Below are 19,356 nucleotides of genomic sequence, written 5' to 3'. Positions count from 1 at the left end.
GGACACGAGATCGCGCGAACCGCTCTACTCCATCACCGCATGCTCCGGCCCCGCCGCCTGCTTGCGCAGCGTGGCCTTGGTCGAGCCGATCAGCAAAGCGAGCGGGATGGTGCAGAGGATGAAGAGCATCACCAGCTGGTAGTCGTGCGCGAAGGCGATGATCTGCGCCTGCACGCTGACCATCCGGTCGGCCATGGCGCGGCCGGTGTCGGTGGACAGATTGATCAGCCCGCTGACACCGGGCATCTGCAGCGCGTGGTTGAACGGATTGACGTGCTCGGAGAGGATCGCATAGGTTCGGCGCGTGCCCTGCGACAGCTCGGCGATGACCACGGAAATGCCGACCGAGCTCGCGACGTTGCGCATCAGGGTCAGCATCGCGGTGCCGTCGGTGCGCAGCTCGTTCGCCAGCGTCAGAAACGCAACGGTCGAGAGCGGCACGAAGACGAGGCCGAAGCCAAAACCCTGGATGACGCTGACGGTGACGATCTCCGGCACCTGGGTCATATCGGTCCAGCCGGTCATCTGGAACAGCGAGCCCGCCGTCAGCGTCAGGCCGGAGATGATCAGCGTGCGCGCCTCGAAGTAACGCATCATGCGGCCGACCAGCATCATGGCGAAGAAGGTCCCGATGCCGCGGGTCGCCAGCAGCAGGCCGGCGGTGATGATGGGATAGCCGATCACGTTCTGCATGTAGGGCGAGGCCAGCGCCATGGTCGAGAACAGGACGAGCCCCATCACGATCATGAACAGGCAACCGGTGACGAAGTTGCGGTCGCGGAACAGGGCGAAGCGGATGAACGGGGTCGATGTCGTGAAGGAATGCGCGAGGAAGAAATAGAGCGCGACGGCCGAGACGATGAACTCGGCGAGGATCTCGTTCGATTCCAGCCAGCCCAATTGCTCGCCGCGGTCGAGTGCGAGCTGCAGCGCGCCGATCGCGACCGCCAGCGCGGCGAAACCGAACCAGTCGAATCTGAGGCTGAGGTTCTTCTCGGTCTCGTCCATGAAGACGATCAGCCCGAGCACGGTGATGGCGCCGAACGGCAGGTTGACGAAGAACACCCAGTGCCAGGAATAGGTCTCGGTGAGCCAGGCCCCCAGCGAGGGTCCCATGATCGGGCCCATCATCACGCCCATGCCCCAGATCGCCATCGCCTTGGCGCGCTCCTGGAGCGTGTAATAGTCGAGCATGACCGATTGCGACAGCGGCACCAGGGCGGCGCCGAACACGCCTTGCAGCAGGCGGTACAGCACCATCTGGTTGATGTCCTGCGCGAGGCCGCACAGCACCGAGGCCATGGTGAAGCCGGCCGCGCAGATGATGAAGATGCGCTTGCGGCCGAAGCGGTTGGCGATCCAGCCCACCGGCGCCGTCATGATCGCCGCGGCGACGATGTAGGAGGTCAGCACCCAGTTGATCTGGTCCTGCGAAGCCGACAGGCTGCCCTGCATGTAAGGCAGGGCGACGTTGGCGATGGTGGTGTCCAGCGCCTGCATGATGGTCGCGGTCATGGCGCAGATCGTCACCATGTTCCGGCGCAGGCCGGGGACCATCAGGCTGGCACTGGCATCGGACATCCGATCGGTCCTTGTTCTTAGTCTTGGTCCTGGCCGGCGGTGGCCGACAGGCCGAGCAGGCCGGCGAGCGTGCGCTTGTGACCGGTGTCGATGGTCGCGTAGACGCTCATGCCGGCTTTCAGCTTCCGCACATATTTGTCGGTCTCGTCGAAATAGATGCGGATCGGCACGCGCTGCACCACCTTGACGAAATTGCCGGTGGCATTTTGCGGCGGCAGGATCGCGAATTGCGCGCCGGTGCCGGGCGAGAGCGAGCCGATCCTGCCCTTGAAGACATGGTTCGGGAACGCGTCGACCTCGAGCGTGACCGGCTGGCCTTCGGTGACATAGGTGAGATCGCTCTCCTTCGGATTGGCGTCCACCCAGGGATGCGCGACGTCGATGATGGAAAACACCGGCGTGCCGGCAGGCACATAGCGGCCGAGCTGGATCTGCTCGACCTGCGTCGCCACGCCATCCATCGGCGCACGCAGCACAGTGTGGTCGAGGTTGCGCTGGGCGTCGTCCAGCTTGGCTTTCGCCTGAGCGTAGGGTGGGAATTGCTCGAGCGGCAGGTCAGGGTTGCCGAGCAACTGGGTCTTTGCGTTGGAGAGCTGCTGCTTGATGTATTGCGCCTGCGCTCCGGCAGTGACGAGTGCATTCGATGCGTTGTCGAGATCGAGCTGCGAGCCGAAATTGTTCTTCACCAGCGCCTGCTTGCGCTCGACGTCACGCTGCTTCAGATCGATGCCCTGCTGGGCGAGGCCCAGCATGTCGCCATAGATCTTGATGTTGGCGACGAGGTTGTCATAGGTCGTGCGCGCCTGCGCGAGCTGCGCCTTGGCCTCCTCGACCGCGAGGCGGAACGGAACAGGGTCGATCTCGAACAGCTCGTCGCCCCGCTTGACCGACTGGCCCTCCTTGACGACGACTTTGAGGATCTTGCCGGAGATGTCGGGCGTCACCAGCACCTTCTGTGCGCCGACATAGGCATCGTCGGTGCCGACATAGCGGCCCCCATGCAGATAGAAGGTGACCCCTCCGACGGCGACGATCGCCGGCAGCACGACCAGGAGCAGGAATCGGCGATAGCGGCGCAGGCCCGCCAGCAGGCGGCGGCGCGGATCGCTGCCGGCATTCTTGGTCGGCTTGCCGCTGTCGCTCTTCTGCTCGGGCTGGAACTTGACGACCTGATCAGCCATGGCGCTGCTCCTTGCGTGCTTGCTCCGCGCCTGATGTCTGGATCGCGGTTCGCACGTTTTCCTTGATGGTCTCGAGTTGGGTGAGGAGGCGATGCGCATCCGCCGGATTGATGCCGTCGAGTGCGTTCGCCGTGAGCTCCGACTTCAGGCCGCTCATGCGGCCGAGCAGCTGCCGCCCGGCCTTCTTGAGGTACAGGCGCTTGACCCGGCGGTCCGACGCGTCGCTGCGGCGCTCGATCCAGTCGTTGTCGCAGAGCTTGTCGATCAGCCGCGTCAGCGTGATCGGCTGCATCTCCAGGAGCTCGGCGAGCTCGGACTGCTTCATGCCCTCGCTGCGCTCCACCTTGGCCAGCACCGCCCATTGCGCCCGGGTGATGCCGAAGCGCGAGGCCTCCTTGTCGGCATAGACGCGCAAGAGGCGGTAGAGCTCGGCGAGCGTGAACAGGAAATTCTGGTCGACCGACCCGCGGGTCATGAGCGTCTCCAATGAGCTTGGATATAATAAGCAAGCTTACGATTATTTCACGGCCCCGTCGCGCGACGCTGTCCCGCGGGAGAAGCATGGCTGACAGCCGGGCGGCTCGTCATGCTTTGGGTTCCGCCGCCGAAATGCTAGAAGACGGCGACATGAGCCTTGCAAAGCCGGCATTCCCTGCGCCCGATCACGATCACGGCCGTTGCACCGTGGACGCGCTCGCGCATGCCGAGGTGGTCTGCCAGCAGCGCGCGCAGAAATTCACGCCGATCCGCCGCCAGGTGCTGGGCGCCTTGCTCGCCAGTCACCGCCCGCTCGGCGCCTACGAGATCATCGACGAACTCGCCAAGTCGATGGCGCGGCCGGCGCCGATCACGATCTATCGTGCGCTCGATTTCCTGATGGCCAACGGCCTCGTGCATCGCATCGAAAGCCGCAATGCCTATCTCGCCTGCGCAGCCCACGACCACGATTCGACCTCCGCAGTGGCGTTCCTGATCTGCGAGCGCTGCGGCCTGGTCGGCGAGATCTCCTCGGCGTCCTTCGCCAAGGACCTCAACGCCGCCGCGCGCAGCTCAGGCTTCGCGCCAAAGCTGTCTGTGGTGGAGATCACGGGCGTCTGCACGCATTGTCAGAAAGTGTCTTGAAGCAACAACGGCGCAAAGCCGGATTTTTGGGAAGAAATGTCCGCACCTCAAGCCATACCGTCCGCCGGCCGTCCCCTCAGTGCCGGCGCCATTGCCCTGATGCTCATGCTGTGCCTGACCTGGGGCTTCAACCAGATCGCGGTGAAGCTGGTGCTGCCGGACATTCCGCCGATGCTCCAGGCCACCATCCGCTCAATGGGCGCGCTGCCGGTGCTGTTCCTCATCGGCACCTTTCGCGGCGTCAAATTCTTCGAGAATGACGGCACCTGGAAGCCGGGCCTGATCGCCGGGCTGATGTTCGGCATCGAATTCGTGCTGATCTTCCAGGGACTGCGTCTCACCTCCGCTTCCCGTGCGGTGGTGTTCCTCTACACGGCGCCGTTCTTCGTTGCGCTCGGCTCCTACCAGGTGCTCGGCGAGCGTCTCGGCGGCTCGCAATGGCTGGGCCTTGCCATCAGCTTTGCCGGCGTCGCGCTTGCGATCGGCGTGCCGCAGCCCAATGTCGATTCGCAGGTCCTGCTCGGCGATCTCATGATCGTCGGGGGCGCCGCGCTGTGGGCCGCAACCACGCTGGTTGCCAAGGGCACGCGGCTGCGCTTCGCCGCGCCCGAGAAGGCCTTGGGTTATCAGGTCGCGACCTCGATCCCGATCCTTGGGCTGGCGGCCTGGCTGTTCGGCGAAACCATCACGCACACCCCATCGCCGCTCTCGCTCGGCCTGATGGCGTTCCAGGCGATCTGGGTGGTGGGAACCACGTTCACGCTTTGGTTCGCGCTGGTGAAGGCCTATTCGGCCAGCAAATTGTCCGCTTTTACCTTCATCACCCCTTTGTTTGGCGTGGTGGGTAGCTATTTCATCATGCATGACACCCTCAGCCTGACATTCGGGGCCGCAGCGGTCCTTGTAATTGCTGGGCTTTTTCTTGTTAACCGTCCCAGCCCATCGGTTGCGGCGCCGCGCGATGCATTGCTGAACGTCACCAAAACCTGATATTTGGACCGCCATGAACAAGCTCGAAAACCCTCTCGATTCAGACATTGCGGGCCCGGCGCCCCGGCACCGGACCACCCAGGTCAAGGTCGGCAACGTCGCCGTCGGCGGCGGTGCGCCGATCGTCGTGCAGTCGATGACCAACACCGACACCGCCGATATCGATGGCACCATCGCCCAGGTCGCAGCGCTCGCGCGCGCCGGCTCCGAAATGGTCCGCATCACCGTGGACCGTGAGGAGGCCGCAGCCGCCGTTCCGCACATCCGCGACGGCCTCGCCAAGCGCGGCATCACCACGCCACTGATCGGCGACTTTCATTATATCGGTCACAAGCTGCTCGCGGCCTATCCGGCCTGCGCCGAGGCGCTGGCCAAATACCGCATCAATCCCGGCAATGTCGGCTTCAAGGACAAGCGCGACACCCAGTTCGCCGACATCATCGAGATCGCCAACAAGAACAACAAGCCGGTGCGCATCGGCGCCAATTGGGGCTCGCTCGACCAGGAGCTTCTGACCAAGCTGATGGACGAGAACGCCGCCTCGCCCAATCCGCGCGACGTGCGCGCGGTGACGCGCGAGGCCATGGTGCAGTCGGCGCTGCTCTCGGCCGCCCGCGCCGAAGAGCTCGGCATGCCCAAGGACCGCATCATCCTCTCCGCAAAGGTCTCTGCGGTGCAGGATCTGATCGCGGTCTACCAGGATCTTGCGGCGCGTTCGGACTACGCCATTCATCTCGGTCTCACCGAAGCCGGCATGGGCTCGAAGGGCATCGTGGCGTCCTCGGCCGCGCTCGGCATCCTCCTGCAGCAGGGCATCGGCGACACCATCCGCATCTCGCTGACGCCCGAGCCCGGCGGCGACCGCACCCGTGAGGTGCAGGTCGGCCAGGAGCTGTTGCAGACCATGGGCTTCCGCACCTTCGTGCCGCTGGTTGCGGCGTGCCCCGGCTGCGGCCGCACCACCTCGACCACGTTCCAGGAGCTGGCCCGCTCGATCCAGGATTTCATCCGCGACGAGATGCCGACCTGGAAGACGAAATACCCCGGAGTCGAGGAGCTCAACGTCGCGGTGATGGGCTGCATCGTCAACGGCCCCGGCGAATCCAAGCATGCCAATATCGGCATCTCGCTGCCCGGCACCGGCGAAGCGCCGGCCGCGCCCGTCTTCGTCGACGGCAAGAAGTTCCGCACGCTGCGCGGTCCCACCATCTCCGCCGACTTCAAGGCGCTGGTGATCGACTACATTGACCAGCGCTACGGCCAGGGCGCCAAGGTGCCGGCGCCTGCGGCGGAGTAGGCGAGGTTTACGAGACTTTCTGGTCTGGTGGCGGAACGGAATCAGCAGGCGAGCGCTTTGATCTGCCCGCTCGCCCCATAGTCCAGCAAGAGACGATCGCGGGTGACGAGTGTTGCGCCGATATCGCCTGCGGTCGCAATGATGATGCGGTCGGCAGGGTCGCGCGGCGGGTGCCGGGCAAGAACGACGATTCGATCAGGATATCCGGAGTAAGCTTGGCGAGCTCGACCCCCGGGATAGCCAGCACGTTCTGAAACCAGCGTTCAGGCCTCATCGAGAGGCCAATGCGGTTACGTGAAACCAGCAAGCCGATTTCCCACGCGCTAATCGGAGAGACAAAGATTGTGCTGCCCGCGTGCTGGACAGCATCTATCGCTTCGCGAGCTTTCGTTGCGAGGGGGAGCCCTTCGGTGATCCATATCGCGGCGTGAGTATCGAGAAGAAGCGCCGTCTCACTCATAGACTTTGCCCCAATCAGGATCGGCCGGCTCCGTGAGGTCAACACCTTCCGGAATGTAAACGGAGCCCTTCAGGGCGCCGAAGATCGGATGATGCCCGTCCTTCTTTGTCTGCGCGGCAGATGTCTCGGGGGCACTTTGTTCGACCCGGCGAAAGACCACGCGCCGTGTCTTGGTATCGACCTGTTCTGTCCGAAAACCAGCGGCAAGCCAAACCTTGGTCATGACGTTGTTGCTCGGATTGTTGCTCCACCAGGCCGGATATTGCGGCGAGTTAGGGGGAGCTTGCTTCCGATGACCCGCTCGATTTCGGCAAAGGTCATCGGCACCTCTTTGGTCCGTTGGGACTTCAGAAATTCACCAAGTCGCTCATATTTGCCCATGGTAGAAGCCTCCACCTCCATACACACTATTAAAGATGTCTAAGTGTGTCGACTTATAGCGTGTCGAGAATTTGTCGGCCTTTGCGGCCACTCGCGCAGAGCCTACGATGGCTCCCATCAACAACGATCGGGAGACACGCCATGAGCTCACTCGCCGGCAAGCAGGGCCCGCGCTATCGCCACATGGCCGAGGACGGCGCGCCATACGAGACCATCGCGGTCGAGAAGCTCACGCCCATCATCGGCGCGGAAATCAGTGGCGTCGATATCGGCAAGCTCGTCGATGGCGATGCCGGCTCCAACCGGCAGATGGACGAGATCCATCGCGCGCTCGCCGAAAATCTCGTCATCTTCTTCCGCGACCAGCACATCACGCCGCAGCAGCATCTCGCCTTCGGCCGCAAGTTCGGCGAGCTGCATTTTCATCCCGCAGCTCCCCACGAGGACGAAGACCCCGCCTTGATGAAGATCTATGCGGACAAGAACTCGCCGCGTGCCAACGGCGAGGGCTGGCACTCCGACGTCTCCTGCGATCTCGAGCCGCCGATGGGCTCGATCCTCTACATCAAGCAATGCCCGCCGCGCGGCGGGGACACGCTGTTCGCCAACATGTATGCGGCCTATGAGGCGCTGTCGGAGCGCATGAAGGCCTATCTCGACGGCCTGACGGCGCTCCACGACGGCGAGCCGATCTATCGCGGGCTCTATGCCAATTACGGCGTTGCCGATCGTCCCTCCTATCCGCGCGCCGAGCATCCCGTCGTGCGCACCCATCCGGTCACGGCTAAGAAGGCGCTCTACGTCAACCGCGGCTTCACCCGCCACATCAACGGCATCCCCCGCGACGAGAGCGATGCGATGCTCGCCTATCTCTACCAGCACGCCGAGAACCCGCTGTTCCAGTGCCGCTTCCGCTGGACCGAGAACGCCATCGCCTTCTGGGACAACCGCTGCACCCAGCACCGCGCGATGTGGGACTACTGGCCGCACACACGCTCCGGCACGCGCGTGACGGTGAAGGGAGAGCGGCCGGTGTGAGCGGTGGACGTTCGGCTGGCCTGCACTGAAAAAGAAAAAGCCCCGGACGATGCCGGGGCCTTCGATCGTCGCGGGAACGCGCCGTCAGTATCGGGCAACGATCGGGCCGCCAAACTTGTAGTTCACGCCGACGCGGGCAATCTGGTCTGTGAACTTGTGATTGATCGTGATGTCCGAGCCGGGAAGACAATTTACGCACCCCGGAATGCTCGTCGCGTACGATCCGAGGTCGACATAGAGATATTCAGCTTTGACCGTCCAATTTCCGGCAACGTGATACTCCATGCCGCCGCCAACCGTCCAGCCAGCCCGGGTCACTGAAGAGTTCACGATGCCAAGATCGCCGGGATCAATGCACGGCGCGCCGAAAAAGCAAAATGTATCGGTCGTCTTCAGATTTCCTACAGCCAAACCGCCAGTGACATAAAAGAGTGCATCACCCGCCGCCCAGCCCAATCTTCCGCGGAGTGTTCCCAGGAATGTCAGCTTGCTCGAATTGGTCATTACGTCGAGGGGATTGATGACCAGGAATCCGACCGGAGGGACCTGAACCCGGGTCGCCGTACCGTCGGCCCAGTTGGCATCGGCTTCGACACCGACAACAAGGTTGCTGGTCTGCCAATTATAGCCAGCCTGCACACCGCCAATCACCCCCTCAGGGTGCAAATTGGTCCGGGTGAACGCGTTCAAATCTGCGGCCCCGGCTGCTCCCCAACCGACGGGATTGGCAGCGGGAGTGATCCGATCGTCTCCCCAGTGACCGCCGACGTTGCCTCCCACGTAGAAGCCGGTCCAATTCCAAGCGGCAATGACCGGTGCTGGAGCCTTGGCGTAGGGACGGGCGCCCAGGTCGGCTGCCGCAGCGGCGCCGGTGAACAGGGCGGAGGTAACTGCAACGGCCAGCGCAAGTTTTTTCACGACGAGATTTCCCTCATTCCAAGGAGGCACGTTCCTTTAATTTACCAGTTGACAGCCGGCTTCGTCTGTCACCCGTGAGCAACGGTACCTGAATATGTTTCCCGGCTTGCGCGATTGGGGGGACGATACAAGGTGTGATTGTCAGCCGTCGAAAATGGCAGCGTCAGTGCTGAGGCGACAAGAAAGGCCCTGGCGGCGCCGGGCTTCATACGCGTTCCTGCACGCGGGGAGCGCCGGGGTAGCGACGGAGTGGTGCCTTAGAATGGGGAGTGCCCACCATCTCGCCTCACGCCAGGCGCGCCAGACATAGCAACGGCGCGAAGAGCCGCCTTTGCCTCCGGCCTACATCCTACGCGGCTCTGCGTTGACGTCTTCCAGCGTTCGCGCCAATCTTCCTCTAAAAAAGGAACCGGGAGGATCCGCCATGCTCCGCGCCGAGGGCAACAGATTCCTGACAAAGGCTGGCCCTGGAACGGGCATGGGCGAATTGTTGCGCCGCTTCTGGATTCCGGTCCTGCTCTGCGAAGAACTCGCCGAGCCCGACGGCGAGCCGGAACGTTTCGGCGATGTCGCGGGTTTCGTTGGCCGCCCCAGGATTGCAGCGGCGGAGTAGCGCTTGGGGCAATCGCGGGGCATCATCGTCGGGCTGGTCGCGTCGATCCTGCTATCGTCGCTTGTGACTGTTGACAGCAGCGAGGCCGCGATCGCGCGGAAGATTGCAAGATTCAAGGCCAAGCCGCAGGTGTCGGCCAAATGTGATATACCGAAATTCCGGATCGTCGTGGACGTCGGGCATACCCCGGACTCCTACGGTGCGTTGAGTGCGCGCAATGATCCGGAGTTCGGTTTCAACTTCCGCCTCGCACGGCTGATCACGGCCAAGCTCAAGTCCGACGGCTTTGCCGCAACCCGCCTGCTCGTCACCGATGGCAAGGCGCGGCCGAGCCTGTTCAAGCGCGTCGGCGCTGCGAACGAAGGCCGCGCCGACCTGTTCCTGTCGGTCCATCATGATTCGGTGCCGGACAAGCTGCTCGAGACCTGGGAATTCGACGGCGCAAAGAGCTATTTCAGCGATCGCTTTTCGGGCCACTCGCTGTTCGTATCGCGGCAGAATCCGCACTTCGCCACCAGCCTGATGCTGGCCCGGATGATCGGCCGGCAATTGAAGCAGCAGGGCCTGCACTATGCCAGCCAGTACACCCTGCCGGTGATGGGCCGCTACCGGCGCCAGCTGCTCGACAAGGATGTCGGCGTCTATCGCTATGACGGCCTGGTCGTGCTGTCGCGGACGCGGAGCGCCGCCGTGCTGCTCGAGGCCGGCTCGATCATCAACCGTGACGAGGAAATGGAGATGAACTCGCCGGAGCGGCAGGAGGCCGTCGCGGGCGCCGTTGCGGCTGCGATGAGGGAGTTTTGCGAGAAGCGGTAGTTGGCGCAGGTGCGCTCGCAATGACGAGGCAGCTACAGCGGCCCGCCGCGATACTCCCTATTCGCCAGGCTCGCCTCCTCCAGGTCCAGATCGCGCTCGATCCGCCGCCGCGTCTCGTCCGTGATCTTGCCGTCGCGCAAGAGGTTGTGGATGAACTTGCGCTCGGCGGCGATCAGGTCGCGGGTCAGAGCGATGCCGGCGGCGGAGACGTCGTGACGGTTGGGATTGAGTGAGTCCGGGAGCTGGTTGAGGCGTATCTCGTGGCGGGCGCGCAGCAGCCGCATGACCTCGTCGGAAACCTCTTTTTTCGTGGTGAGTGCGTCGAGCGATTGCAGCGCGGCCTCCAGCGCCTGACGGCGCGCGGCGATCTCCGCTTCGTGCTCGGTAGCATGCTCGTGACGACCGGCTTCGGCGACGCCGAGCCAATGCACGATCGGCGGCAGAGTCAGGCCGACGCCGATCAGAGTCACGAAGATGACACCGAAGGCGACGAACAGGATCAGGTCGCGATACGGAAACGCTTCGCCGTTCGGCAGCGCGAACGGCAGCGCCAGCGCGGCGGCCAGCGACACCGCGCCGCGCACACCAGTGAAGGCGAGCACGAACGGCCATTGCCATGGCGGCGGCGGATCGCGCTCGCGCAGCGACCTGGAGAGCATCCGCGGCAGATAGGTTGCGGGATAGAGCCAGGCAAAACGCGCGATCACGACGATCACCAGGACCAATGCGGTCGCGATGAGAATGTCGTCGAGCGGAAAAGTCTTCGATTTCTCGTAGAGCGCGCGCATCTGGAAGCCGGTGAGCAGGAACAGCATGCCCTCGATCAGGTAGATCACGAGATCCCAGAAGAAGATGCCTTGCAGGCGCGTCGCCGAGGAGATCAGCAATGGGCCGTTCCAGCTCACATAGAGACCGCAGGCCACGGTTGCGATCACGCCGGAGCCGCCGACATGCTCGGGCAGCCAGTACGAGACATAGGGCGTAATCAGCGACAGCGTCAGCTCCACCTGCGGATCTCCTGACCATCTGCGCAAGCGCAAGGAGAGCCATCCGACGCCGATGCCGAAGGCGATCTCGCCGGCGACGATGAGGAGGAATTCGCCGGCCGCGAGCGGCAGCGAGAAGTGGCCGATCAGGATAGCGGCGAGCGCGAAGCGATACAGGATCAGCGCGGTAGCGTCGTTGGCGAGACCTTCGCCTTCGAGCACGACCAGGATGCGGCGCGGCATGTTCAGCCGGCGCGCGATCGCGAGCGGCGCCACCACGTCGGGCGGCGCGACGATGGCGCCGAGCAGGAAGCCGACGGTCCAGGGCAGGCCGATCAAGTAGTGTGTGGCGGCCGCCACCATCGCCGTGGTGAAGATCACGGCGCCGACCGCGAGCAGCACGATCGGACGCAGGTTCTTCTTGAATTCGCGCCAGCTCATCGCGACGCTGGCCGAGTAGATCAGCGGTGGGAGCACCACGAGCAGCACCAGCTCCGGCGGCAGCTCCACCGTCGGCATGCCCGGCACGAAAGCAAGGCCAACGCCCGCCAGCATCAGCAGGATGGCCGGGGCGACGTTGAAGCGGCGTGCGGCCAGCGCCGCGCCTGCCAGCACGGCCAGCAGGATGAGAAAGGTCTGAAACTTCGCTTCCATGATGGTCTGTCTTGACCCGGAAGCGACGGCTACGTCAATGCGCGGCTCAGGCCAGCCGCTCGGCCACGATCCGGCCAACCCGCGCGAACGCGGATGCGATCTGCGCCGCATTCGGCGTGCCGCCCTGGGTATAGGCCGCGATCAGGATCGGCGTATCCGGCTTCGGCCAAGCGACCGCGATATCGCCCGAGGCGTCCTTGCCGTTGTTGCCGGTCTTGTCGCCGATCTTCCAGCCTGCCGGGAGTCCGCCACGCAGGCGGTTAGCGCCGGTCTTGCAGTTCACCATCCAGTCGGTGAGCAGGGCACGCGAAGTAGGCGACAGCGCCTCGCCCGTGACCAGCCGGCGCAAATTTCCCGCCATCGCCGCCGGCGTCGTGGTGTCCCGGGGATCGCCGGGCTGCGAGCGGTTGAGCTCGGGCTCGTTGTGGTCGAGCCGCGAGGTGGTATCGCCGAGCGAGCGCCAGAACGCAGTCAGCGCGGCGGGACCACCGATCCGCGCCAGCAGCAGATTGGCGCAGGTGTTGTCGCTGAGCTCGACGATGGCCTTGCACATCTCGCCGACCGACATCTTGCCGGCCGCGAGATTTTCCTTCGCCACGGGCGCGTATTCCAGCAGATCAGCCTGGCCATAGGGGATCATGGCCGCGAGTTGCTCCTCGCCGCGATCGACCCGCGCCAGCACGCTAGCTGCGAGCGAAGCCTTGAACGTCGAGCACATCACGAACCGTTCGTCCGCACGCCAGGCGAGCTTCTTGCCGGTTGCGAGATTCTCCGCATAGAGCCCGATCCGCCCGCCGCTCTCGCGCTCGTAGGATTCGAATTCTGATGGGGCATCCCCGGCGAGCGCAGGAGAGGCGGCCAACCAGGCGAATGAGGCGAGCAGGGAGCGGCGGTCGAGAAGCATGGTGATTTCCAGGCGAGCAGGGGTGGGAGGAGCGGACGCTGCATCCGCATCGTCATTGCGAGCGCAGCGAAGCAATCCAGAATCTGACCGCGGAGACAGACTGGATTGCTTCGCTGCGCTCGCAATAACGGAGAATTGGATAGCGAGTGCGTCCGAATTCGGGCGGCGGAATGGCGCCCGTCACTCCCTCAAATCATATCGGTACGACTTCGACACGATCTGCCAGCCGTCGGCGAGCTTCATCGCCACCAGATAATCGGTGAAATAGCGCGGCGGCAGCTGGCAGCGCACCTTGATGAAGGCGGTCTTGTCGTCCGAGCGGTCGATGGTGACGATGAAGTCCTCGCGCGGCTTGCCTTCGGCCTTGGCCGAGGCGCGCTTGCGCACGCGGTCGAGCCAGTCCGGCACGGTCAGAACCTGGAGCTCGCCCTTCTCGACCCAGCGCAAATCGGCGGAGGGATGGAAGATGGCGCCGAGCTTGTCGGCATCGCCCTCGTAAAGTCCGTCAAAATAGCATTGCACGACGGCTTCGACGCTCGACCGGTCCTGGCTCATGGATCGTTCCCTTGCATGATGGCTTCGGGCCAACTTAGTCGTCCACGTTGAAATGCGCTATGGGTGTGCCGGCGATTTGCACGAAGGCCTCACCATGACAGAATCAGAAAATTCGAACGCTCGCATCCTTGTCGGCGAATGCCTTTGCCGCGCCGTGCGCTTCGAGGTGGCCGATGCATTCGCCTATGCGATGAATTGCCACTGCTCCAACTGCCGGCGCACCACCGGTGCCGCCCTCAAGCCCTTCGCCGGCATCAGGCAAGACCGGCTCCGCATAGTCCGGGGTGACGACCTCCGGATGATCTTCGGCGACGACACCAGCCATGACGCGCATTGTGGCCGCTGCGGCTCGCTGCTCTATTCCCGGGTCCGCGAAGGAGAGTGGGTCCATGTCGCCATGGGAACCCTGGTCGATGCCCCCTCGATCCGGCCGAGCGCCCATATTTTCGTCGGCTCGAAGGCGCCCTGGCACGAAATTACAGACGACCTGCCGCAATATCGGGAGCACATCGGGGTTGTCTGACGGAACCCGTCCGCACCGCCGCTCGGTGGCGAACCGCGACGGCGCTGGCGCGACAAACAAAAGAGGGCGTTCGGCCTGTCGTCGAGGTCCGCTTCGTGACCTCCATCACAAGCGCCGGCGGTGGATGTTGCTAAAGCGGTCCCAAAGGGCCGAACGGCCCGGAAACCATCGGAAGTCGTGTCATGCGCAGCTTGCTCAGACTTTGTCCGCTTCTCGTCGCTCTCGGCCTGATGTTCGGTGCGGGGCCTGCTTTTGCCGGAAAGCGCGTGGCGCTGGTGCTGGCCAATTCGGCCTATCAGCACGCGCCCTCGCTCGCCAATCCCGTCAATGACGGGTCGGTGATGGCCAAGACGCTGAGGCAGGCCGGCTTCGACGTCGTCGATTTCCGGCACGATCTGTCGGCGCTGGACACACGGCGCGTGCTGCGCGACTTCGCCGACGCGACCCGCGACGCCGAAATCGCCGTGGTCTACTACGCCGGTCACGGCATCGAGGTGGAGGGCTCGAACTACCTGATCCCGGTGGATGCGAAACTCGAGCGCGACACCGACGTCTTTGACGAGGCGCTCTCGCTCGACCGTGTCCTGGTCGCGGTCGAGCCCGCCAAGCAGTTGCGTCTGGTGATCCTCGATGCCTGCCGCGACAATCCGTTCAGCAAGCGGATGAAGCGCACAGTCGCCTCGCGCGCTATCGGCCGCGGCCTCGCCCAGGTCGAGCCGATGAGCCCCAACACGCTGATCGCCTATTCGGCCAAGGCCGGCTTCACCGCGCAGGACGGCGACGGCGCGAACAGCCCGTTCACCATCGCGCTGTCGAAGCATCTGACGACGCCGGGCCTCGACGTCCGCCGCGCCTTCGGCTTCGTGCGCGACGACGTGCTGAAGTCGACCGGCAACAAGCAGGAGCCGTTCGTCTACGGCTCGCTCGGTGGCGAGGACGTGCCGCTGGTGCCGGTCAAGCTGGCGCCGGCGGCGCCCGTTGCCAATCCCCAGGCCGATATCCGCCGCGACTACGAGCTCGCGCTCCAGGTCGGCAACCGGCCGGCGTGGGAAGCCTTCCTCGCCCAGCATCCGGACGGGTTCTATGCGAGCCTTGCCAAGCTCCAGCTCGAGAAGATCGGCGCCGAGCGGGCGCATGCGGCGGCGCTCGAGAAGGCGAAGCAGGCCGAGGCCGAGCGCGACCGCCTTGCTGCGCTCGGCGCGCAGAAGGACGCGCAAGCCAGGGCCGCGGCCGATGCGAAGGCCGCCGAGCAGGCGCAGCTCGCCGCGCAGAAGGCCAAGGAGCAGGCGCAGCAGCAGGCGGCCGCCGCCGAGCAACAGCGCGTCAATCTCGCCGCTACGGCGCCGAGTGTTGCGCCGGGTAACACCACGAGCGCCGCCGGCACCAACGTCGCCGCGCTCAGTCCGGCGACCGCGCCGGCCGACCTCAACCGCTCGGTACAGAGCGAGCTCGGCCGCGTCGGCTGCTTCTCCGGGCAGGCCGACGGCAATTGGAATACGTCCTCGCAGCGGTCGCTGTCGCAGTTCAACCGCTATGCCGGCACCAAGCTCGACGTCAAGGTGGCGAGCACCGACGCACTCGACGCGGTCAAGGCCAAGCCGTCGCGGGTCTGCCCGCTGGTCTGCGAGCACGGTTTCAAGGCCGAAGGCGACAAGTGCACCCGGATCGTTTGCGGCAACGGCTATGTGCTGAACGACGACAATGAATGCGAGAAGAAGCGTGCCGGCAAGCCGGCGTCAAAGCCCGCGACCTCGCGGCGCGACGACGGCGAGGATCGCCCCGCACGGCAGCGGGCCGGTGCTGCAGCGGGCGGCTACGGTGCAGCTGCGGCGGCTGGCGCGGGCCGTGCCTCGAGCGGCAGCGGTCAGATCTTTTGCAACGCTCTGCTTTGCCGGCCGGTCAGGCCCGGCTGCCGCCTCGTCTATCGCGGCGGCGGCGGTCCCCACGTCGACGCCAATGCCGAGGTCTGCAACTGAAGAGGCACCGCTCTCCACTGAACGCCTAAGGTCAGTTTCTCCGCTCGGCCACGAAACGTGCGGCGGCCTGCAGCACGGCGGCGCGGTCGCCGAAGATCGAGACGGCGCTGTCGGCGCGCGCGAGCAGGTCACGCACGCGCTGCTTGGCGCCTTCGATCCCAAGCTGGGTGACGAAGGTGGTCTTGCCGAGCGCGGCATCGGCACCCGCCGGCTTGCCGAGCGCGGCCGCATCGCCCTCGACGTCGAGCAGATCGTCGGCGATCTGGAAGGCTTCGCCGAGCGCGCGGCCGTAATCGTCGAGCGCCTGATATTCCGCCTTCGAGGCCTGGCCGAGGATTGCGCCGGCAATGCAGCCGTAGCGCAGGAGCGCGCCGGTCTTCATCTGCTGGATACGGGCGACGTCGATCGGCTCGTTGCCGCCAAAGCGGCCTTCGCCGGCGAGATCGAGGATCTGGCCGCCGACCATGCCACCGATGCCGGCGCAGCGCGCCAGCGCACGCGTCAAGAGCAGCCGCACATTGGCGTCGCGATGGACCTCGTCGCGGGTGATGATGTCGAAGGCGAGCGTCAGGAGGCCGTCGCCGGCGAGGATCGCGGTGGCGTCATCGGTCTGCTTGTGCAGGGTGGGGCGGCCACGGCGCAGGTCCGAATTGTCCATCGCCGGCAGGTCGTCGTGGATCAGCGAATAGCAATGGATGCATTCGAGCGCGGCGCCTACCAGCAGGGCCGCCTCGCGCGGCACGCCGAACACGGCGGCGCTCTCGACCACCAGGAACGGCCGCAGGCGCTTGCCGCCGTTCAGGCTCGAATAGCGCATTGCGTCCATCAGTCGCTTGGGCCGGGCGATTTCGTCGTGCAGGATGTCGTCCGACAGCAGGCAAGCGAGCAGGGCTTCGGTGTCATCAGCGGTCTTGTCCAGACGTTTGGCGAAATCGGACGGGGACGTGCCGGTCATCAAGAGGGGCTCCAGAACTAAAATTCGGCGGACAATCCTTTATGCGCCCGCCCCAGTCAATCGTTTGGAAGGCCTAAAAAGTGCTGGAAAAGGCCCGAATTATCACAGACTTAATGCTCCAGCCCGTGGCCGCTCTTAAGTTTGCACCGGAAAGGTCAATTTGCGCATCGTCAAAATCCTGCTGGTGGTGCTCGCGGTCGTGGTCCTCGCGCCCTATGTGATCGCGCCGTTCTACCGCACCGGCCACCCTGTTTCGACGCTGATGGCCTGGCGCAGCCTGCGGGGCGCGCCGATGCAGCGGGAGTGGATCGATCTCGCCGATATGTCGCCCTCTCTGCCGCGCGCGGTGGTGGCGGCCGAGGATGCCCATTTCTGCAAGCATCACGGCATCGATTGGGGGGCGCTGCGCGAGGCGATCGACGACGCCAGGGAGGACGGCACCGCCTTTCGGGGCGCCTCCACCATCACCCAGCAGGTCGCGAAGAACCTGTTCCTGTGGCAGGGGCGCGATGTCGTCCGCAAGGCGCTCGAATTCCCGCTGGCGCTCTGGATCGACCTCGTCCTGCCCAAGCAGCGGATTCTCGAAATCTACCTCAACATCGCCGAGCTCGGGCCCCAGGGGCAGTTCGGGGTCGAGGCGGCCAGCGCCTACGCCTTCGGCAAATCGGCCGAAAGCCTTTCACCGCGCGAGGCGGCGCTTCTGGCCTCGATCCTGCCGAATCCGGTCAAACGCAGCGCCCGGACCCCGGGACCGGGCGTCCGGCGGCTGGCAGCCACCTATATGGCGCGGGCGCAGGCGAGCTCGCTCATGACCTGTTGGCGCGAAAATCACTGATTTTTGGCCCGTTCCGGGTGCATTTTCCGGCCCAAGAGCCTAGCTTTACGGCCAGCCTTCCTCTATAAGCGCGGCCTTGATCGGCATTCAGCTCGCCTCGTTATTTGCGGGTGCTGAGCCGTCCCTTCGCGGACGATGCCCTGATGACACCAATCCCTAGAGGATACTGAAATGGCCGTTCCGAGAAGAAAAACCTCGCCGTCGCGCCGTGGCATGCGCCGCTCGGCGGACGCCATCAAGAAGCCGACCTATGTGGAAGACAAGGACTCCGGCGAGCTCCGTCGTCCGCACCATCTCGACCTCAAGACCGGCATGTACAAGGGCCGTCAGGTCCTGAAGAAGAAAGAGTCCTGAAGCCAGGATCTTTCTCGGGCGGGAGATCGGACCCGCCCGATTTCGGCCAACCCATGAGATAGACGGTGACGGCGGCGGAGCGGATGCTTCGCCGCTGCATTGTTCTGCCCGGATATCTTGATCGAGAAAGCATCAAGCCGATGGTCGGTTTCCCGCTGCTTCTGATTCCGCTCGCGGTCTACAACATCATCGCTTTCCTGATGCCCAGCGTGTCCTTCACGGACGTGCTGTTCAAGGTGCCGATGATCACGGGCGAGACCTGGCCGGTCACGCTCGCCGATCTCCTGCTCGCGCTCGGCGTCATGCTGCTGCTGCTCGAAGTGGTCAAGGGCGCGCGGCCGGGCTCGAAATTCCTGATGGATCATTTGCTGTCGCTGATCATCTTCGGCGCGGCCGCCGCCGAATTCGTGATGTGGCCCAAATTCGGCAACTCCACCTTCTTCCTGCTGGTGCTGCTGGCGATGGCCGACTTTTTCGCCGGCATCGCCCAGCGTACGCGCCGCCGCGTCACCTATGTCGCCGAGACGACGGTGCCGGCGCCGCGCAAGGCCAAGCGCAGGGCCGAAGCGCCGGCGGAGGATGTGGAGTCCGAGCGCAAGTTCGAGCCGGTGGTTGCGCCGCAGCCGGAGCCGGCGGCACCGCCCGCGCCTACCGCGCAGTCCGTCGCCGAATCCGTGCTGATGGATCATCCGGCGCCCAAGCCCGTGCAGGGCGCGCCTTCGCCGGAAATTGCCTCGCCGCAGCTGCAGCCGGGCAACGGCACGCCGTCTTCCGACACGCCGCCGCGCTGACTGGCCTCAAGCCACCTGACGCGTGCGCGCGCTGACGGTTTCGAGCGGGCGCTTGCTGCCATAGGCCATCAGCGCATCCTCGGAGGAGGCGCGGCGGAGCCGGCTCGTCTGCGGCAGCTGCTCGGCATTGGCGATCAATTGGGTGATGAAGCTGGGATCGGGGCGCGGCAGCGCCGCCTTGCGGACCCACTGCAACGTCGGCATCAGCGGCACCAGGGCCGTGCCTGTGCCGTTGTCCGCCGCGTCCGATCGATCAGTACCCAACATCGCAATCACCGTTGATCCGGCGAGATTGTCGCGTTTCGGGACGCAGGCGCCGGTGCGAGTCCTGTACTCGCAAGGCCTATGCCGGCCGAGCCGGCTTGGTTCCTACGCCTTCGGAAACGTGGTTTCCAAATTGTTTATCAACTTTGCCTAGGTTCGGCA

At 64.7% G+C, this 19,356-nt stretch carries 22 protein-coding genes; 11 read left to right on the top strand and 11 right to left on the bottom strand.

Features of this window, described 5'->3' with window-relative positions; translation table 11 throughout:
* Positions 1–24: 24 nt before the first annotated feature.
* The 3 genes from AC24YW_RS31400 to AC24YW_RS31390 are packed head-to-tail and all read right to left on the bottom strand — an operon-like array spanning position 25 to position 3,237.
* A complete protein-coding gene (locus AC24YW_RS31400) occupies positions 25–1,581 on the bottom strand; it encodes an MDR family MFS transporter (protein WP_487486347.1) in 1,557 nt (518 codons plus the stop codon).
* A gap of 17 nt (positions 1,582–1,598) precedes the next feature.
* Positions 1,599–2,762, bottom strand: a complete 1,164-nt coding sequence (locus AC24YW_RS31395; RefSeq protein ID WP_487486346.1) for an HlyD family secretion protein — start codon at positions 2,760–2,762, stop codon at positions 1,599–1,601.
* Positions 2,755–3,237, bottom strand: coding sequence for a MarR family winged helix-turn-helix transcriptional regulator (locus AC24YW_RS31390; RefSeq protein ID WP_487486345.1), 483 nt, complete (start codon positions 3,235–3,237; stop codon positions 2,755–2,757). The genes AC24YW_RS31395 and AC24YW_RS31390 overlap by 8 nt, the downstream gene beginning before the upstream one ends.
* A 152-nt stretch (positions 3,238–3,389) precedes the next feature.
* On the opposite strand from AC24YW_RS31390, the gene AC24YW_RS31385 reads away from it, so the two are divergent.
* From AC24YW_RS31385 to ispG, 3 genes are read left to right on the top strand one after another with little or no spacing between them, the layout of a single operon-like run.
* The gene (locus AC24YW_RS31385) at positions 3,390–3,884 is read left to right on the top strand and encodes a Fur family transcriptional regulator (protein WP_487486344.1); all 495 of its coding nucleotides are present in this window, start codon (positions 3,390–3,392) and stop codon (positions 3,882–3,884) included.
* Positions 3,885–3,920: 36 nt separating this feature from the next.
* Entirely contained in the window at positions 3,921–4,874 is a 954-nt protein-coding gene (locus tag AC24YW_RS31380; protein ID WP_487486343.1) for a DMT family transporter, read from the top strand.
* A 13-nt stretch (positions 4,875–4,887) separates the two neighbouring features.
* Positions 4,888–6,171 (top strand): flavodoxin-dependent (E)-4-hydroxy-3-methylbut-2-enyl-diphosphate synthase, encoded by a 1,284-nt coding sequence (gene ispG / locus AC24YW_RS31375; RefSeq protein ID WP_212255829.1) that lies wholly within the window; start codon positions 4,888–4,890, stop codon positions 6,169–6,171.
* 7 nt (positions 6,172–6,178) lie between these two features.
* Here the strand turns inward: ispG and AC24YW_RS31370 are convergent, their stop codons facing one another.
* Positions 6,179–6,631 carry a type II toxin-antitoxin system VapC family toxin gene (locus AC24YW_RS31370; RefSeq protein WP_487486342.1) on the bottom strand — a complete coding sequence of 151 codons (453 nt, stop codon included), beginning with the start codon at positions 6,629–6,631 and terminating at the stop codon, positions 6,179–6,181.
* Positions 6,624–6,854: a hypothetical protein gene (locus AC24YW_RS31365; protein ID WP_487486341.1), complete on the bottom strand. Its 231-nt coding sequence runs from the start codon at positions 6,852–6,854 to the stop codon at positions 6,624–6,626. Before AC24YW_RS31365 ends, AC24YW_RS31370 begins: the two co-directional genes overlap by 8 nt.
* A gap of 299 nt (positions 6,855–7,153) precedes the next feature.
* On the opposite strand from AC24YW_RS31365, the gene AC24YW_RS31360 reads away from it, so the two are divergent.
* Positions 7,154–8,050 (top strand): TauD/TfdA dioxygenase family protein, encoded by an 897-nt coding sequence (locus AC24YW_RS31360; protein ID WP_487486340.1) that lies wholly within the window; start codon positions 7,154–7,156, stop codon positions 8,048–8,050.
* Between the two features lie 84 nt (positions 8,051–8,134).
* Here the strand turns inward: AC24YW_RS31360 and AC24YW_RS31355 are convergent, their stop codons facing one another.
* On the bottom strand, positions 8,135–8,968 hold the full coding sequence (locus AC24YW_RS31355; protein ID WP_487486339.1) for an outer membrane protein: 834 nt from the start codon (positions 8,966–8,968) through the stop codon (positions 8,135–8,137).
* A gap of 424 nt (positions 8,969–9,392) precedes the next feature.
* Between AC24YW_RS31355 and AC24YW_RS31350 the strand changes: the two genes are divergently transcribed.
* Positions 9,393–9,581 (top strand): hypothetical protein, encoded by a 189-nt coding sequence (locus tag AC24YW_RS31350; protein WP_487486338.1) that lies wholly within the window; start codon positions 9,393–9,395, stop codon positions 9,579–9,581.
* Positions 9,582–9,584: 3 nt separating this feature from the next.
* Positions 9,585–10,397 carry an N-acetylmuramoyl-L-alanine amidase gene (locus tag AC24YW_RS31345; protein WP_487486337.1) on the top strand — a complete coding sequence of 271 codons (813 nt, stop codon included), beginning with the start codon at positions 9,585–9,587 and terminating at the stop codon, positions 10,395–10,397.
* 32 nt (positions 10,398–10,429) lie between these two features.
* Here AC24YW_RS31345 and AC24YW_RS31340 read toward each other — a convergent pair whose 3' ends face one another.
* The 3 genes from AC24YW_RS31340 to AC24YW_RS31330 all read right to left on the bottom strand — a co-directional run bounded on the left by AC24YW_RS31340 (position 10,430) and on the right by AC24YW_RS31330 (position 13,496).
* Positions 10,430–12,037: a Na+/H+ antiporter gene (locus AC24YW_RS31340; protein ID WP_487486336.1), complete on the bottom strand. Its 1,608-nt coding sequence runs from the start codon at positions 12,035–12,037 to the stop codon at positions 10,430–10,432.
* Positions 12,038–12,083: 46 nt separating this feature from the next.
* Complete coding sequence (gene bla, locus AC24YW_RS31335) at positions 12,084–12,941, bottom strand: class A beta-lactamase (RefSeq protein WP_487486335.1); 858 nt, start codon at positions 12,939–12,941, stop codon at positions 12,084–12,086.
* Positions 12,942–13,121: 180 nt separating this feature from the next.
* Positions 13,122–13,496, bottom strand: coding sequence for a nuclear transport factor 2 family protein (locus AC24YW_RS31330; RefSeq protein WP_225175138.1), 375 nt, complete (start codon positions 13,494–13,496; stop codon positions 13,122–13,124).
* A gap of 94 nt (positions 13,497–13,590) precedes the next feature.
* On the opposite strand from AC24YW_RS31330, the gene AC24YW_RS31325 reads away from it, so the two are divergent.
* Together AC24YW_RS31325 and AC24YW_RS31320 are read left to right on the top strand one after the other, a co-directional pair.
* Entirely contained in the window at positions 13,591–14,019 is a 429-nt protein-coding gene (locus AC24YW_RS31325; protein WP_487486463.1) for a GFA family protein, read from the top strand.
* Positions 14,020–14,201: 182 nt separating this feature from the next.
* Complete coding sequence (locus AC24YW_RS31320; RefSeq protein ID WP_487486334.1) at positions 14,202–15,995, top strand: caspase family protein; 1,794 nt, start codon at positions 14,202–14,204, stop codon at positions 15,993–15,995.
* Between the two features lie 31 nt (positions 15,996–16,026).
* On the opposite strand, the gene AC24YW_RS31315 is transcribed toward AC24YW_RS31320, so the two are convergent.
* Entirely contained in the window at positions 16,027–16,950 is a 924-nt protein-coding gene (locus AC24YW_RS31315) for a polyprenyl synthetase family protein (protein ID WP_487486333.1), read from the bottom strand.
* Positions 16,951–17,110: 160 nt separating this feature from the next.
* Here AC24YW_RS31315 and mtgA point away from each other — a divergent pair, with 160 nt between their 5' ends.
* The 3 genes from mtgA (at position 17,111) to AC24YW_RS31300 (ending at position 18,930) form a co-directional block, all read left to right on the top strand.
* Complete coding sequence (gene mtgA / locus AC24YW_RS31310) at positions 17,111–17,785, top strand: monofunctional biosynthetic peptidoglycan transglycosylase (protein WP_487486332.1); 675 nt, start codon at positions 17,111–17,113, stop codon at positions 17,783–17,785.
* A gap of 171 nt (positions 17,786–17,956) precedes the next feature.
* Positions 17,957–18,139: a 50S ribosomal protein L32 gene (gene rpmF / locus AC24YW_RS31305; protein WP_007598106.1), complete on the top strand. Its 183-nt coding sequence runs from the start codon at positions 17,957–17,959 to the stop codon at positions 18,137–18,139.
* Between the two features lie 140 nt (positions 18,140–18,279).
* Positions 18,280–18,930, top strand: coding sequence for a hypothetical protein (locus AC24YW_RS31300; protein WP_487486331.1), 651 nt, complete (start codon positions 18,280–18,282; stop codon positions 18,928–18,930).
* 6 nt (positions 18,931–18,936) lie between these two features.
* On the opposite strand, the gene AC24YW_RS31295 is transcribed toward AC24YW_RS31300, so the two are convergent.
* Positions 18,937–19,197 carry a hypothetical protein gene (locus tag AC24YW_RS31295; protein WP_487486330.1) on the bottom strand — a complete coding sequence of 87 codons (261 nt, stop codon included), beginning with the start codon at positions 19,195–19,197 and terminating at the stop codon, positions 18,937–18,939.
* Positions 19,198–19,356: the final 159 nt, after the last annotated feature.

This window comes from Bradyrhizobium sp. USDA3516, assembly GCF_057651995.1.
This window is presented reverse-complemented; position numbering and strand designations above follow the sequence as displayed.

Excerpts from the sequence above, each read along its gene's own strand:
- AC24YW_RS31325 (WP_487486463.1), top strand. The coding sequence starts at position 13,591 with ATGACAGAATCAGAAAATTCGAACGCTCGCATCCTTGTCGGCGAATGC.
- bla (WP_487486335.1), bottom strand. The coding sequence starts at position 12,941 with ATGCTTCTCGACCGCCGCTCCCTGCTCGCCTCATTCGCCTGGTTGGCC.
- AC24YW_RS31365 (WP_487486341.1), bottom strand. The coding sequence starts at position 6,854 with ATGACCAAGGTTTGGCTTGCCGCTGGTTTTCGGACAGAACAGGTCGAT.
- AC24YW_RS31390 (WP_487486345.1), bottom strand. The coding sequence starts at position 3,237 with ATGACCCGCGGGTCGGTCGACCAGAATTTCCTGTTCACGCTCGCCGAG.
- AC24YW_RS31320 (WP_487486334.1), top strand. The coding sequence starts at position 14,202 with ATGCGCAGCTTGCTCAGACTTTGTCCGCTTCTCGTCGCTCTCGGCCTG.
- AC24YW_RS31350 (WP_487486338.1), top strand. The coding sequence starts at position 9,393 with ATGCTCCGCGCCGAGGGCAACAGATTCCTGACAAAGGCTGGCCCTGGA.
- AC24YW_RS31300 (WP_487486331.1), top strand. The coding sequence starts at position 18,280 with ATGGTCGGTTTCCCGCTGCTTCTGATTCCGCTCGCGGTCTACAACATC.
- AC24YW_RS31360 (WP_487486340.1), top strand. The coding sequence starts at position 7,154 with ATGAGCTCACTCGCCGGCAAGCAGGGCCCGCGCTATCGCCACATGGCC.
- AC24YW_RS31370 (WP_487486342.1), bottom strand. The coding sequence starts at position 6,631 with ATGAGTGAGACGGCGCTTCTTCTCGATACTCACGCCGCGATATGGATC.
- AC24YW_RS31380 (WP_487486343.1), top strand. The coding sequence starts at position 3,921 with ATGTCCGCACCTCAAGCCATACCGTCCGCCGGCCGTCCCCTCAGTGCC.
- AC24YW_RS31395 (WP_487486346.1), bottom strand. The coding sequence starts at position 2,762 with ATGGCTGATCAGGTCGTCAAGTTCCAGCCCGAGCAGAAGAGCGACAGC.
- AC24YW_RS31340 (WP_487486336.1), bottom strand. The coding sequence starts at position 12,037 with ATGGAAGCGAAGTTTCAGACCTTTCTCATCCTGCTGGCCGTGCTGGCA.
- AC24YW_RS31400 (WP_487486347.1), bottom strand. The coding sequence starts at position 1,581 with ATGTCCGATGCCAGTGCCAGCCTGATGGTCCCCGGCCTGCGCCGGAAC.
- AC24YW_RS31385 (WP_487486344.1), top strand. The coding sequence starts at position 3,390 with ATGAGCCTTGCAAAGCCGGCATTCCCTGCGCCCGATCACGATCACGGC.
- ispG (WP_212255829.1), top strand. The coding sequence starts at position 4,888 with ATGAACAAGCTCGAAAACCCTCTCGATTCAGACATTGCGGGCCCGGCG.
- AC24YW_RS31315 (WP_487486333.1), bottom strand. The coding sequence starts at position 16,950 with ATGACCGGCACGTCCCCGTCCGATTTCGCCAAACGTCTGGACAAGACC.
- AC24YW_RS31330 (WP_225175138.1), bottom strand. The coding sequence starts at position 13,496 with ATGAGCCAGGACCGGTCGAGCGTCGAAGCCGTCGTGCAATGCTATTTT.
- rpmF (WP_007598106.1), top strand. The coding sequence starts at position 17,957 with ATGGCCGTTCCGAGAAGAAAAACCTCGCCGTCGCGCCGTGGCATGCGC.
- AC24YW_RS31295 (WP_487486330.1), bottom strand. The coding sequence starts at position 19,197 with ATGTTGGGTACTGATCGATCGGACGCGGCGGACAACGGCACAGGCACG.